The sequence below is a fragment of the Clostridioides sp. GD02377 genome (assembly GCF_045899875.1).
GTDB lineage: Bacteria > Bacillota > Clostridia > Peptostreptococcales > Peptostreptococcaceae > Clostridioides > Clostridioides difficile_A.
Genome location: NZ_JBJODA010000003.1, coordinates 32049 through 47096 on the forward strand (window position 1 = coordinate 32049; position 15048 = coordinate 47096).

The window sequence follows — 15048 nt, forward strand, 5'->3', positions numbered from 1 at the left end:
TAATAACATAAATAACCTCTTTCTTTTATTATCTTTTTTATTTTTCTCATTTAATATTTTATTATGAGTAACGATTTTTAAATGACTGAATATTATACACTAGATAGACTTACCTATCTATTCACAACAAGGAGGTTTTCAACTTGGAAAATAAGACTAGAGATATCAAAAAAAATTGTGGTCCATCTTTGGCTAGACCATACATTAATAATCAAATTTTCACAGAAATGTACTGCCTTTCTGATGCATTAAAATTTGGAACTATATTCCCAGAACTAAACTTATTAGAATCTGAAATGTACAACAAAGAATTATATGCTAAGCCAAAAAAATTTAGAGGAGGTAGAAGATAATGAAAGATTCATCTAGAGCTGAACTTATGAGAAAAATTCAGGAGACATCTTTTGCATGTGTTGATATGAACTTATATTTAGACAATCATCCCGATGATAAAAATGCTATCAACACTTACAATTCATTATGTAACCAATTTGCGCAAGCTAGATATGCTTACGAAAATAAATACGGTCCTTTAACTAACTTTGGGTACGCTCCAAGTAGATGCCCTTGGCAATGGGCTGACCAACCTTGGCCTTGGGACAGAGAATTTAATTATTAGACATCAAGTATTGGAGGATTGAAAATTCATGTGGATATATCAGAAAACTATACAACACCCAGTTAATATAAAAACTTGCGACCCTAGAATGGCTAAATTTCTTATAACTCAATTTGGGGGACCAAATGGAGAACTTGCTGCATCTTTAAGATATTTAAGCCAAAGATATACAATGCCTACTGGCAATATGCGTGCACTTTTAACAGACATTGGTACAGAAGAATTAGCTCACGTTGAGCTTATATGTACTATGGTTTATCAGTTGACTTCTGATGCAAGTCCAGAAGAATTAAAAGCTGCAGGTCTTGGTTCAAACTATGCACAAAATGGATATGGAATTTATCCAACAGATTCAAATGGTGTTCCATTTGATGTAAGACCTATAGCCGTTATGTCAAATCCTGTAACTGATTTACATGAAAATATGGCTGCTGAACAAAAAGCACTTGCGACTTATTATCAACTTATAAATCTAACAGATGATGTTGATGTTATAGATGTACTAAAATTCTTAGGTCAAAGAGAAATAATTCACTATCAAAGATTTGGTGAAGCTTTAATGGATGCTTACGACTTAGAAGAAAACCAAAAAATGTTCTAAAATTTTTATTTATATAAACTAATATTATTTGATAATTTATAATTTACTGTTGTTATTAAAATTTACAAAATAACATAAATCCAGTTTATTTTCTATAAATTGAAGAAGGTAAAGAAAAAAGCAGGTACTAATTAAATAGTAATATAGAATGTAATCTATAACACTATTAATATTGTACCTGCTTTTTTATTATAAGCAATAAAGAAAAATCTATTGATTAAGTTCTATAATAAAAAATTATTATAAAACTCTTCTTGCGTTTACATATCTACTTGAATAGTAACTACTATTTATATTAGATATTGTTACCTTTTTCGATGAACCTGAAGATGCATGTATCATATCTCCATTTCCCATGTATATTCCAACGTGACTTACAGAACCATTATTTGACCCTTGTGTATCAAAGAATATTAAGTCTCCACTTCTAAGGTCTCCTCTGTTTACATATGTTCCATACTTACTTTGGTCTCTAGATACTCTTGGTATGCTAACACCTGCTGATTTTTTCATAACGTATTGTGTGAATCCTGAACAGTCAAAACTATTTGGACCTTCCGCTCCCCATACATATGGTTTTCCAAGTAGTGTCTTTGCAAAACTTATTACACTATCAGCTCCCTGACTTGGAGTGTTAGTTGAATCAGATGGAGTTGAAGTATCAACAGAACCTTTTTCAGCAAGATATTGACTTGATACATATCCTGTTTGATTGTCATGATTTACCTTTGTCCATCCTCCATCTTCAGAAATACTTCCAACTTCAGTTCCATAGCTTAATGTTGCTACTTTAGAATGACCTGTACCTGGCCCCGTTCTAAGGTTCAATGATTTTGCTGTTACAACCTTTGTGTCCTTTACAAGGTCATTTGAACTACTTCCAGAATTTCCATTCGTAGATTCATTTATGCTAGTTCCTAAATATTTGCTTGAAACATAACCCACTCTACCATTAGAACTTATTTTTGACCACCCATTTGACTCAGATATGTATCCAACTTCAGTTCCGTATCCTAACGTAGATATTTTAGAACTACTTGTACTTGGTCCTGTTCTAAAATTTAATCCTTTGGCTGTAACAACTTTTGTTGACTTAACTGAAGCATCACTACTTTCATTACTATTCCCAAGGTTATTTATTCCTACATAATTTGCATGTACATAACCTGTGTTTCCATTATATTTAACTTTTGCCCAAGAACCATCTTTTCCTACATACTCAACTTTATCACCTTTGTAAAGTTTTCCCATTGATTCATGGTTTGTACTTGGTCCTTTTCTAAAATTTACTGCATTCCCTGTTATTGTTCTACTTTCTATACTTACACTCTCTACTCCAGATTCATCGGCATATGCTAAGTTCCCCATTGTAGGCATTATTATCGCAGTTGCCATTATACTGGCTGCTATTCTCTTTTGATTAAAATTCATAACTTTCCACTCATCTCCTCTTTTCTAGTAACTTTATTTAATTTTTAAATATAAAAGAAATAATTGACACTCTATTAAAATATCAATTATTTCTTTTATATTAATATTATTACAAATTTGTAACTATTTGTCTATAGCAATATTTATTTACCACAAATTACCATAAATGAATTTTAATTATTAACAGTCTGTAATTCAGCAATATAGCCATCTTTTACCTTTTTAAAAGATGGCTATATTTTTTAACTTTTTTGTAACTTTTTAAAAACCTGTTGAACCAAATCCACCTTTTCCTCTTTCAGAATCACTTAATTCCTTCACTTCTTCTATGTTAATATCATAGATAGGTTTCACTATCATTTGAGCAATTTTCATATGTTTCTCAACTTTAAAATCATTTTTCCCATGATTTATTAATATAATTTTAAGCTCTCCTCTATATCCTTCATCAATAGTCCCTGGTGTGTTTAACACAGTAATAGAATGTTTTAAAGCAAGTCCACTTCTAGGTCTTACCTGTGCTTCTGTCATAGCAGGAAGCTCTATACATATACCAGTTTTAATAAGTTTAGTCTCCCCAGAAGGTATTACAACCTCTTCTATAGAATACAAATCCATACCAGCATCACCCTTGTGAGCAAAATTAGGTATTATAGCATCATCATTTAATTTTTTTACTTTCAAATTATACATTTTATATCTCCTTTCAACTTTCTATAAATATTATAACTTAAATTTCGACCTCTTGAAGTTTTTTATTTTTTTGTGGTAATATAATTATTAGTGTTTTAAAGGAGGATTTTTTATGAAACTTGTACTTGCTGAGAAACCATCTGTTGCAAAAACTATAGCATCCTTTCTAGGTGCAAAGACTAGACAAGATGGTTACTTTGAAGGAAATGATTATATAATTACTTATGCAGTTGGGCACTTAGTATCATTATATGATATGAAGGATTATGATAAAGATAAATATTCTGGTTCTTGGAAAATGAATAATTTTCCATTTGTTCCTGAAGATAAGTTTAAATTTAAGATTGATAGTTCTAAAACCAAACAATTTAATACTGTAAAAAAGCTCTTGAATAGAAAAGATGTAGAATACATAATAAATGCTACTGATAATGACCGAGAAGGAGAACTCATAGCATTTCTAATATTTTTACTTGCAAACAATAAAAAACCAGTAAAAAGAATCTTAGTAAACGAATGGACACCAGAAGACATTACAAGAGGTATAAAAAACTTAAAAGATGAAGATGAAATGAGAAATCTTCAAGCGGCTGGATATACAAGACTTATCACTGATTGGTTGATTGGAATAAATTTCACTTCTGTTGCTACATTGAAATATGGAAATGGAAAATTATTAAATATAGGTAGAGTAATTCTTCCAACAGTTAAATTAGTCTATGATAGAGATATGGAAATACTAAATTTTGTTCCTAAAACTTATTACGAAATCGAAGGTCATTTTAAAGCTGAAGCTGGTGAATATAAAGGTAAGTATGTTAAGGGCAAAGAAAGTAAATTTGATACACTTGAAGATGCAAATAAAATTATAGCTTCAATTACATCTGAAACAGGTAAAATACTAGATAAAAAAGTTACTATGTCAAAAGAATATGCACCCAAACTTTTTAGTTTGACATCACTTCAAGGATATATAACTTCTAAGTATTCTAATTTTACATCTGACAAGGTTTTAAATGTCTGTCAATCTCTTTATGAAGGTAATGGTAAGGGTGGATATATAACTTATCCTAGAACTGATTCTATTTTTTTAGAAGAAAGCTTAACTTCAAAAGTATCTCAAACCTTAGACAAATTAAAGGTTGGTCTTGAATATGAAAATAAAATTAAATTTTCCAAGACTAAAAGAGTCTTTGATTCTTCTAAAGTAGATTCACATAGTGCTATAATCCCTACTTATATAATTCCAAAAAGCTTATCTAAAGATGAACAACTAGTTTATGATGCTATAAAAGATAGGTTTATAGCAAATTTTATGCCTCCTGCTGAATATGAGAATACAGAAATTAAGACAGAAGTAGATAATTGTACTTTCCTAACAAAAGGTAAAGTACTTAAATCAAAAGGATATCTTGAAGTATATAATAAGGAAGAAAAAAACGATTTACTTCCACTTGTAAATAAAGATGATAGTGTAGATGTCTTAGAAGTAAAACCATTAACTAAACAGACTACTCCTCCTAAACCATATACTGAAGACACTCTTCTAAAAGCCATGAAAAATTGTGGTAAAAACGTGCCTGAAGAAGATACAACAGTGTTATCAGGATATTCTATAGGGACATCAGCCACACGTGCTGATGTATTGAAGAAAATAAGCCAAGTTGGATATGTAAATAAAAAAGGAAAATCTTACTCTATAACAGACCTTGGAAAAAACTTAGTTGAAATTTTCCCTGTTAAAGACTTATTTGATGTAGACTATACTGGAAAACTCGAAAAAAGTTTGAGTGATATTCAAAAAGGAAAATACACTAGAAAAGAATATCTTACTAATATCATTAATTTTATATATCAAAATGTCAATATTATAAAACACGATACTTCAAAAAACATAAACACAGAAGCATATATTTTTGATTCAAAAACTAAAAAATTTACTAAAACAAAGGAAAAAAAGCAGAAAAAAGGTATAGCTAATTCCACAAAGGAAATTGCTGTGTCAAAAGATTCTGATGACAAAAATGAAAGTAAAAATAATGATGATAATCTATCTCTTGGTAAATGTCCTGTTTGTCAAGGTGATGTGCTTGAATTCGATAAAGGATTTGCTTGTAAAAATCATAAAGAATGTAAATTTGTTATTTGGAAAAATGATAAGTACTTAAGTCTTTATAAAAAGAAAGTTAATAAAACAATGGTCAAAAACATTTTGAAAAAAGGTGAAACCAAAGTAAAGTCTTTAACTTCTAAAAATGGGAATAAGTTTGATGCCACATTAAAATACAATAAGAATCCAGATAATGGTTATTTTAGTTGGAAAATAGAGTTTGATAATTAAATAATACTCATAAAACAATAAATGTCAGTAGTATAATATATAATATTATGCTACTGACATTTATTGTTTTACAAAATTTTTCTTTTTTAATTATGACTTTCACAACTACATCTAACCTAATTTTTTTACTATTTCTGATAGCTTCAGTGTGTGTTCATCCAATAAAGCTAACTCTTCTTCAGAAAGATTTGATAGTTTCTTTACTAAAGACTCTTTAAGTATAGCTTTTACTGCATCAAACAATTTAAATGCCTTATCCGTTAATTCCACCCTAAGAATTCTTCTATCTTTTGGGTCAGGAAATTTATTCACTAAATCATGTTCTACCAATCTATCAATAATTGGTGTCATATTTGATTTTAATATTCCTAAATTAGAAGCTATTTGAGAAATTGATGATGAGTTCGATGTCATAAGATAAAGAATTACCTTCGCATGCGATGGAGCCATTGGACATTCTTCAAAATACGCTTTCATTATATCCGAGTTATTTTGAAATTTTTTTAACAAATCACTTTCTTTAAATATATTATTTTCAAGTACAAATAAGAAATCTAAGAAAGAGTCTGCTATTTTAAGTATATTATTGTTATCCATCTTTGTAACATCCCTTCAACAAATAATGTAATAAAACATTCGTTATTTATATAGTATAAATTATAAACTATTAATAAATTTAAAACAAGAAAAAGTTATTGACTCATAATAATTATAAATTTATAATCAAATTAGAGAATTATAAATTGCCAATAAAGGGAAGTTTTTTTATTAGCCTAAAACTAAACTTAAAATAAGACACTTTAAATTCTACAACAAGCTAGTGCGCAATATATAATAGGAGGAGATATGAAAAGATATTTAATAGTTTTCTTAATGTGTAGTTCACTGTTTTTAGTTGGATGTGGAAAAACAGAAGAACCTGAACCTGAGAAACCAATAGCAGTTTCTGTTCAAAAAGCAGTAGGAGGAGAAATTGAAAACACAAATGCTTTTTCAGGAACTACAAAGGTTAAAGATGAAACAGCTGTTACTGCACAGACTGTTGGCACAGTTCAAGAAGTTTATGTAAAACTTGGGCAAAATGTAAGAAAAGGAGATGAATTATTGAGTATAAGCAGTCCAGATCTAGAAAATAGTGTAAAACAAAGTAAAGCAGCATTAGATTTGGCTAAAGCAAGTTATTCAAGTGCAACTGGTGGTTCATTAGAATCACAAGTGAATCAAGCAAAGACAGCTCTTGATAATGCAAAGATTCAATATGATGAATCTCAAAGGAATTATGACAATAATAAGGTTCTTTATGAGCAGGAAGTAATTAGTTTAGACCAATTTAAAAAAATAGAATTTGCTTTAGAACAATCAAAACAACAACTAGATTCTGCTCAAAGATCATACGATACAGCAACTTCAAAGAGTATACCTCAAGCTAAAGCTCTTGCTAAAAAACAACTTGACCAAGCTCAAGTATCATATAATTTGGCAATGAGTAACTTAGATAAGTTAACATTAACAGCTCCAGTAGATGGTACAATAACGGCTAAAAACTTTGATGCAAAAGAAATGATAACACAATCACAGCCAGCTTTTACTATTTCCAACCCTAACATATTAGAAGTTGACTTAAATGTAGCCGAATCAGACATAGGTAAATTTAAGAAGGATGGAAATGTAGAAGTTATAATTGAAGACCAGAGAATTTTAGGAAAAGTAGATTATGTACCTTCAGTAGTTGACCCACAGACATCTTTATATCCTGTTAAAGTGCTTGTTAATAATACAAACAATAAATTTAAAGCAGGAATGTCTGCTCAAGTAAATTTAAGTGTTGAAAAAGAAAATGGTGCTGTTACAGTACCTAAAAAGGCAATATTCGAAGAAAAAGGAAAGAAATATGTATACATAGCAAAGAAGGATAATATAGCAAAGAAAAAATTAGTTCAAACTGGAATTGTAACAGAGGATAAAATAGAAATCAAAAGTGGTGTAAGCGAAAAAGATACAGTGGTTATTGGGGGTATAAGTCTTATTTCTGATGGAACTAAGATATTTCCTGTAGAAAAGGAGAAATAGTACTATGAATTTTATACAAACTTCTGTTAAGCGTCCTCTCACAATCATAATGGTCTTCTTAGTATTAATAGTTTTTGGTGGTATTGGATACAAGAAAATGTCAATAAATCTAATGCCTGATATAGAAATACCTGTTGTAATGGTTATGACTACTTGGACAGGTGCTGGTCCTCAAGACGTTGATGAACAAGTTAGTCAAAAAGTTGATGAAAGTTTATCAGCTGTTTCAAACGTAAATACTACCATATCAAGTTCACAAGAAAGTGTTTCTATGGTAGTTGCTCAATTCGAGTTTGGAACCAATTTAGATGAAATAATGAACGATGTTAGGTCTAAAGTTGATGCATTACAGACTAGTCTTCCAGAGGATGCAGCTAAACCAACAGTTCTAAAATTAGATATGAATGCACAAGCCATAGGTCAGCTTGTTATATCTGGAGGAAATGAAAATAGTTCACAGGCATTGAGAAAATATGCTGAGGATGTGATTCAACCTAAAATAGAATCTATAGATGGTGTAACTTCAGCAGACCTTAAAGGTGGAGAAAAAGCACAAGTCAATGTAATAGCTGACCCAGCTGTTCTTTCAAATTATGGAGTTAGTTTATCAACTATAAAGGGTATCTTATCATCTAGTAATAAAACATATCCTTATGGGTCAATTACTCAAGGTGAAGATAAAATAGTTTTAAGAGCAATTGATAAACTTGAATCTTTAGATGATATAAAACAGCTTCAAATTCCTGTAAAAGGTGGAAATACAGTTAGATTAGATAACCTTTGTAGTGTAGATTATGGATATGCAGACAAAGACAGTATTTATAGATATAATGGAAAAGACAGTTTGGTAATAGATATTTCTAAACAACAGGATGCCAATACTGTAAAAGTTATGCAAAATGCATATAAATATGTAGATGAATTAAATAAAGAAAATCCTCAATTTAAAATTAAAATTGCTAACGATACAAGTGAGTACATAAGTGAATCAATAAATAGTGTAATGAGCAACTTGCTTATAAGTGCTGTTATTGCCTTTGTGGTAATCTTTGCTTTCTTAAAAAGTGTAAGAGCTTCACTAGTTGTTGCCATAGCAATCCCAATTTCTATAATAGGTGCTATAGCAGTTCTATACTTTACAGGAGAAAGTTTAAACCTTATCACTGCAAGTTCCTTGGTAATTTCAGTTGGTATGGTTGTCGATAATGCTACAGTTGTAATTGAAAATATATTTAAATATAGGAAAAGTGGTCGCATGAGTATTGACGATTGTGCTATTGAGGGTACAAGAACTGTAACCAATGCCATACTTGCATCAACATTGACTACTATAGCAATATTTTTACCTATTATGTTTACAGAAGGTATAGCTAAAATAACCTTTGGAGCATTAGGTAAAACACTTATAGCTTCTCTAGCCTTCTCTTTCATAGGCGCAATTACTCTTGTTCCTAGTGTATTCGCAAAATTAAGTAGAGGTAAGAATAGCGAAAAAATGAAAGAAAAAGATAGCCCTATATTTGATAAAGTAAGTGAAGGGTATAAAAAATTACTAAGTGTATGCTTAAGACACCAACGCTTAGTAGTAATAGCAAGTTTACTTATTTTTATAGCTTCTCTATTTGGAATGAGCTTTATAGGTATGGACTTTATGCCAGCTGCAGACAAAGGGGCATTGGCAATTTCTATAGAACTTCCAAAGGGTCTTAGTCTAGAATCTAATGATTACTATGTATCTATGACTGAGAAAAAAGTTTCAGATATCCCAGAAGTTAAAACTTTAATAACAACTTTAACATCAGATTCAAATAATAATACAGCAAATATAGCAATTGAATTAGAATCTCAAAAAAATAGAAAGAGAACTACTGATGAGATAGAAAAAGAAATAATTGATAGAGTTGCCACTGTCCCAGACTGTAAAATAAATGTAAGTCAAAATAGTAGTGTCATGGGTGGAAGTACAGGGGCAGACTTTACATTAGAAATGAAAGGCCCTGATTTAGATGTATTAAAAATATTAGGAAAAGAAGCCGAAAAACAATTCAGCTCCATAAAAGGATTTAGAAATGTTAAGACTTCTCTTACAGATACAACACAAGAAGCTCAATTTACCATAGACAAACATAAAGCTCAAGAGTATGGTGTAAATACTGCCGAAATTGCAGGATTACTACGTACAGCAATAAATGGTGATTCAGTCACTACTGCTACTATTGATGACTATAAAGTGGATGTAAATTTAAAATTTAAAGCAGACAGTATTGACAATCTGGAAGATATAAAACAATTAAAAGTAAACTCTGCAACTGGAAAAGAAGTTCCTCTTGGTGCTTTTTCAGATATAAAAATGGCAGATGGTCTACAATCTATATCTAGGACTGATGGAGATTTCTCTGTAAATATAACTGCTACACTTGATAATGTAGATGCTGGTACTGCTACTAAACTAGCACTAGAAAAAACTAACAAGATGGTAATTCCTAAAGATTACTCTATTGGTGTTGGTGGAGAAACAGAGATGATGAACGAATCTATGGCAAGTCTTGGATTCTCAATGGTTATAGCCATAGCATTAGTTTATATGGTAATGGTAGCTCAGTTTGAATCATTTAGTAAACCATTTATAATCATGTTCTGTGTTCCATTTGCATTTGTTGGAGTTGTACTTTCTCTCCTAGTCAGTGGGCAAAGTTTGAGTACTGTAGGTATGTTAGGTATAATCTTACTTATAGGTATAGTTGTTAACAACGGTATAGTTCTTATTGACTACATAGAACAACTTAGAAAGACAAATCGTAGCAATGATTTAATTGGATTGGTTTCTATTGGTTGTGCAGCAAGATTAAGACCAGTTCTAATGACAACAGCAACAACAATTTTAGGTATGTTACCAACAGCACTATCTCTTGGTGAAGGTGGAGAAACAATGCAACCACTAGCAATAGTTATAATGGGAGGTCTGACTGTATCTACACTTATAACTTTGGTACTTATACCTACCATATACTTGATATTTGATAGATGGGAAGATAAGTTTTCAGACAAAATGCCTAAAATATTTGGTAAAATAACAGATAAAATAGGTGATATAAAAAGAAAGATAATAAAGAAACCAAAATTGAAAGCTAAAGTTTAAATAGAATGGAGGGTGATTGTATTGAATAAGAAAGTTAGTAAAATAGTTGCAATCGGATGTGGTGTTGGTATAATAACAGCTAATCTAATGCCAGTTTATGCAAATGATAATACTTCTTCTATAAATAAAGTTGATAACTCTATCATGAATGACTCAACTAAAAGAACATCTGAAAAGGAAATTTTGACTGCTAGAGAAGCTGTCAGTGCAGCGCTTAAAAATAGTGAAAAATTAAAGATGAAATCAGAAGAAATAAAAATGTTAAAAGAAAAGTTAGAAGTACAAGATGAGTTTGATAGTTTTACTGGAAGTGATAATGCATTTCCATACGACCAAATTGGACTTCTTAAAAATCAAAGTGAGCAAGCCAAGGGATTTATGGAAGACCAAATAGCCAATGATATTACTAATAAATACAATGATTTAGTCTCAAGAGAAAATGAATTGGATAAAATAAAAAACAATCTTGAAATAAAAACTAAAGAAATTAAAGATATGAAATTAAAAAAAGAGTTGGGTTTAGTAACATCATTAGAAACTGAGTCAGCTGAACTTGAACTTCAAACGCTACAAAATACTCAAAAATCTAAGCTTCAAGAATTAAAAAATAATCAAGACTATTTTAAATTGTTAACTAATATAGATTTAAATAATTATCAATTGGATAAAGAATATAGATTTGAATCTTTTAGAGTTGGTGGCTCAGTCGATTCATATATGGAAGGTAAGGTTAATGAATACTTAAAGTATGACCAATTGATTTTAGAACGTACTGAAGAAAGTTTTAATGATAAGGATGAGAATAAAGCAGATTTACCAGATAGACCTAATCTTACAAGACCAGTTGCACCTACAAAACCAGAACAAAATGGTTTACCTGATGATGAATATAAGGTTCTTATGGATAAGTATAAAAAAGATTATGAGCAATATGAAAAAGAAGTTGAGGTATACAATCTTGAAAGACAGACTTATGCTGCTGGGCTTACTACATATGCAAATTATCTTCAACAAAAATACAATACTGAAAATGGTCTAGTAACATTAGAAGACAGTAAAAAAGCTCTAAAAAAAGGCTTGATTGACAGTTATGCTCAATTACTTGCTTTAGAAGATACAATTGAAATTACTAAAAAACAACTTGAATTATCAGAAAAACAAGTAAAAAATACTAAATTAAGATATGATTTAGGATTAATTACTCTAACTGATTATAAAAAACAAGTAGTAAGTAATGAAGATGCTAAAAATAGCTATGACACGCTTATTGTAAACTATAACTCACTAAAAAATGGTATAGAAAAGCCTTGGATACTTAGTACTGGAAATAATACTGGTAAATAGAAAGTATTAAATAACTTTCACAAAGTTGTTTAATAAAAATATATAGAAAATTGATTTATTATTAAATAAAAGACTGTAGATATATTTATATAGAAACAAATATATCTACAGTCTTCTTAGTATACAATTTATAAATTTATTTTATATAAATCTACTTAATTCTCTATATTCAATATTTCAATTTCATATCAAATAATTTTCATTTTAAATCATTATAACTTTTCTAAGTTCCATATGACATAATCCTTTTACCTAGAGCTTATATCTATGTAAGTCTTTATTATAATAAAATAATTGACAGTTAGAAAAATAAAACTATTTTGAAACCTGGAATCCATATTTTAAAGGGTCATCATTGTCAATAATATAAGTAGATACCCCTGTTATATAAGCACTTCCTGTAATTTTAGGTATTACTGCAGAATAATCTCCAGCCTTTGCTTCTTCCTTAATTACACCTGTAAATGTAGTACCAATAAAGCTTTCATATACAAAAGGCTCTCCAATACCAATTTTACCCCTTTTATAAAGAGTCGCAAGTTTAGCGCTAGTACCAGTTCCACATGGAGAACGGTCTGCCATATAATCACCAAATATTACAACATTTCTCATGTCACATCCAGGTGTTGAAGTAGGACAATACAATTCAGCAAGGTCAACAGAAGTAATATCACATTCAGGATGTTGTATTTCGTTTTCTTGGTTAGCATGTTCAATTAATTTCATACCAAAATCAGTTAGAAATGGAATATTTTCAGGTGTTACATCCATACCAAATTGTGTAACATCACACAATGCGAAGAAACTTCCTCCAAATGAAATATCATATGTAATCTCTTTTCCATTAATATTAGTTGTTAAGTTTTCCTTATACAAAAATGCAGGTACATTTGTTAGTGTTACATTTACAACTTTACCATCTTTTACTTCTGCTTTTGTACGTATTAGACCAGCAGGTGCATCTAAAACAACTTCTGTATATGGCTCTTTTGCTTCTACAAGTCTAGCTTCTATAATCGCAGTAACTGTTCCAATAGTTCCATGCCCACACATATTCAAATATCCACCAGTATCCATATATATAACTCCATAATCTGCTTCTGAATGGATTGGCTCAGTAACAATAGAGCCAAACATATCATGATGTCCACGAGGCTCAAACATTAATGCCTTACGATACTGGTCACAATTCTCTTCCAAATATTTTTTCTTTTCAATCATTGTATTTCCTGGCAATTTTGGAAATCCAGATAATACAACACGTGTAAATTCTCCAACTGTATGTGTATCAACAGCAGTAAAACATTTTTCGTAAATACTAAGATTTACATTTGGTTTTAGTTCCATTTTGGAAACCCCCTTAATATTATGTAATATAGTTATGTAACTTTATTTTATAACTTTATTTTTAAATTGTCAACTCAGAGAACTGGAAAAGATTAAGAAAATATGATATCGTATATTTAAACAAAAGTAACGACTAATGGAATATAACAAGAAAGGAAATGTAATCTATGGGAAATAGAGAGAAACAGTTGAAAAATGCTTCAATGCCATCAGACTTAAAATATTTAAATCGGAAACGAATACTTGATATCATCAGAAATACAACAGAAGTATCAGTCAATGATATTAGTGAAGCGACCAAAATCAGTCGTCCTACAGTGAAAAAAGCTATTCAGAGTTTTGAAGAAATAGGGCTTTTGGTCTCAGCAGGTAAAGGCAGTTCTACAAATATTGGTGGAAAACGCCCAGAATTATATTCGTTTTCTTGTAATAAAAGGATATTGTGTATCTCTCTTGAAGAGAGCTATATTCATTTTGCACTTTTGACTATGAAAAATGAATGTGTCTTAGAAATAGAAATTCCTGCTACTTACAACAATACATTAGACACATTTCAGAAAGAATTAGCAATTCATATTGAAGATATTCTAGTAAATGCAGAAATCTCTCATGATGAATTATATGGCATAAGCTTTGCAATCGCTGGATTCGTAGACCAAAAATATGGTATTGTCAGATTTTTTATGATGGCTCCACATTGGGGAAGAAATATCAATATAAAAGAATGGCTTGAGAAATTGTATCCAAAACAGGAGATTATAGTAGAAAACCTAGTTAGAATGGCTGGAAATGCGCTTCTTCTTGAGGAAGAATTTCGTAATAAAAGAACAGTTGTCATGTATGCAGAGGCAGGAATTTCTTCATGCTACATTGATAATGTTGTACTTACTGGTAGAAATGCTCTTATTGGAGAAATCGGACATATGACTGTTGATTACAGTGATGAAGAGATTTGTTCCTGTGGAAGTAAGGGATGCTTTGAACGTATGGTTAGTGCTGAAAGAATTCGCCATAGGTTAAAGAAAAATTCAATGAAACTTTTAAAGTCTTCTATAAATCAGTGGATAGAATCTAAAGATTTAATTCGACATGTGTTTGAAGAAGCAGACAATGGAGATGAACTGTCAATGATAGAGGTTGGTTATCTGGCAGAAATGTTCTCATTAATGTTGAAAAATGTAGCAATCAATTTTGACCCAGAAATTGTAGTCCTCCTTGGACAATATGCTTATGCAGGAGACTATTTTAAGATTAAATTGAAAGAAGAGCGAAAAAAAGCTCGATTCTTCCCAGAAGAAACTGCATCTGTAATATATTATGATATACGGCCATTAAGAGAACTCCAAAAAGCTGGTGGATATCAGGTATTAACACAAAAATTCTTTGAAAATCCCATATTTTATAAAGGTAATATTAAGGAAAATGAAGATTAATCAAAAGCTTATGATTTTATAGAGCCATCC

General features: G+C 30.3%; 12 protein-coding genes. 8 read left to right on the plus strand and 4 right to left on the minus strand.

All coding sequences use genetic code 11. The annotated features are described in order from the left end of the window. The first annotated feature begins 143 nt into the window (after positions 1–143). Genes Q3304_RS03145 through Q3304_RS03155 form a run of 3 tightly spaced genes read left to right on the plus strand, consistent with a single transcriptional unit; the run spans position 144 to position 1220 of the window. Entirely contained in the window at positions 144–353 is a 210-nt protein-coding gene (locus Q3304_RS03145; RefSeq protein ID WP_054270993.1) for a spore coat associated protein CotJA, read from the plus strand. Continuing rightward, entirely contained in the window at positions 353–619 is a 267-nt protein-coding gene (locus Q3304_RS03150) for a spore coat protein CotJB (protein WP_003416729.1), read from the plus strand. The genes Q3304_RS03145 and Q3304_RS03150 overlap by 1 nt, the downstream gene beginning before the upstream one ends. A gap of 28 nt (positions 620–647) precedes the next feature. After that, positions 648–1220, plus strand: a complete 573-nt coding sequence (locus Q3304_RS03155; RefSeq protein ID WP_054277158.1) for a manganese catalase family protein — start codon at positions 648–650, stop codon at positions 1218–1220. A gap of 240 nt (positions 1221–1460) precedes the next feature. Here Q3304_RS03155 and Q3304_RS03160 read toward each other — a convergent pair whose 3' ends face one another. Both Q3304_RS03160 and dut read right to left on the minus strand, forming a co-directional pair. Beyond that, positions 1461–2651: an SH3 domain-containing protein gene (locus Q3304_RS03160; RefSeq protein ID WP_054277159.1), complete on the minus strand. Its 1191-nt coding sequence runs from the start codon at positions 2649–2651 to the stop codon at positions 1461–1463. A 261-nt stretch (positions 2652–2912) separates the two neighbouring features. Beyond that, positions 2913–3344 carry a dUTP diphosphatase gene (dut, locus tag Q3304_RS03165; protein WP_054271009.1) on the minus strand — a complete coding sequence of 144 codons (432 nt, stop codon included), beginning with the start codon at positions 3342–3344 and terminating at the stop codon, positions 2913–2915. 112 nt (positions 3345–3456) lie between these two features. Between dut and Q3304_RS03170 the strand changes: the two genes are divergently transcribed. After that, the gene (locus Q3304_RS03170; RefSeq protein ID WP_407814168.1) at positions 3457–5685 is read left to right on the plus strand and encodes a DNA topoisomerase; all 2229 of its coding nucleotides are present in this window, start codon (positions 3457–3459) and stop codon (positions 5683–5685) included. 111 nt (positions 5686–5796) lie between these two features. Here Q3304_RS03170 and Q3304_RS03175 read toward each other — a convergent pair whose 3' ends face one another. Beyond that, complete coding sequence (locus Q3304_RS03175) at positions 5797–6282, minus strand: MarR family winged helix-turn-helix transcriptional regulator (protein WP_054271011.1); 486 nt, start codon at positions 6280–6282, stop codon at positions 5797–5799. Between the two features lie 249 nt (positions 6283–6531). On the opposite strand from Q3304_RS03175, the gene Q3304_RS03180 reads away from it, so the two are divergent. From Q3304_RS03180 to Q3304_RS03190, 3 genes are read left to right on the plus strand one after another with little or no spacing between them, the layout of a single operon-like run. Then, positions 6532–7755, plus strand: a complete 1224-nt coding sequence (locus tag Q3304_RS03180; protein ID WP_054271012.1) for an efflux RND transporter periplasmic adaptor subunit — start codon at positions 6532–6534, stop codon at positions 7753–7755. A 4-nt stretch (positions 7756–7759) separates the two neighbouring features. After that, a complete protein-coding gene (locus Q3304_RS03185; RefSeq protein WP_054277161.1) occupies positions 7760–10894 on the plus strand; it encodes an efflux RND transporter permease subunit in 3135 nt (1044 codons plus the stop codon). A 21-nt stretch (positions 10895–10915) separates the two neighbouring features. Beyond that, positions 10916–12238, plus strand: a complete 1323-nt coding sequence (locus tag Q3304_RS03190) for a TolC family protein (protein ID WP_074178413.1) — start codon at positions 10916–10918, stop codon at positions 12236–12238. A 315-nt stretch (positions 12239–12553) separates the two neighbouring features. Here the strand turns inward: Q3304_RS03190 and Q3304_RS03195 are convergent, their stop codons facing one another. After that, positions 12554–13585, minus strand: coding sequence for a proline racemase family protein (locus tag Q3304_RS03195; protein ID WP_284182119.1), 1032 nt, complete (start codon positions 13583–13585; stop codon positions 12554–12556). Between the two features lie 167 nt (positions 13586–13752). Here Q3304_RS03195 and Q3304_RS03200 point away from each other — a divergent pair, with 167 nt between their 5' ends. Next, complete coding sequence (locus tag Q3304_RS03200; protein ID WP_074178414.1) at positions 13753–15018, plus strand: ROK family transcriptional regulator; 1266 nt, start codon at positions 13753–13755, stop codon at positions 15016–15018. Positions 15019–15048: the final 30 nt, after the last annotated feature.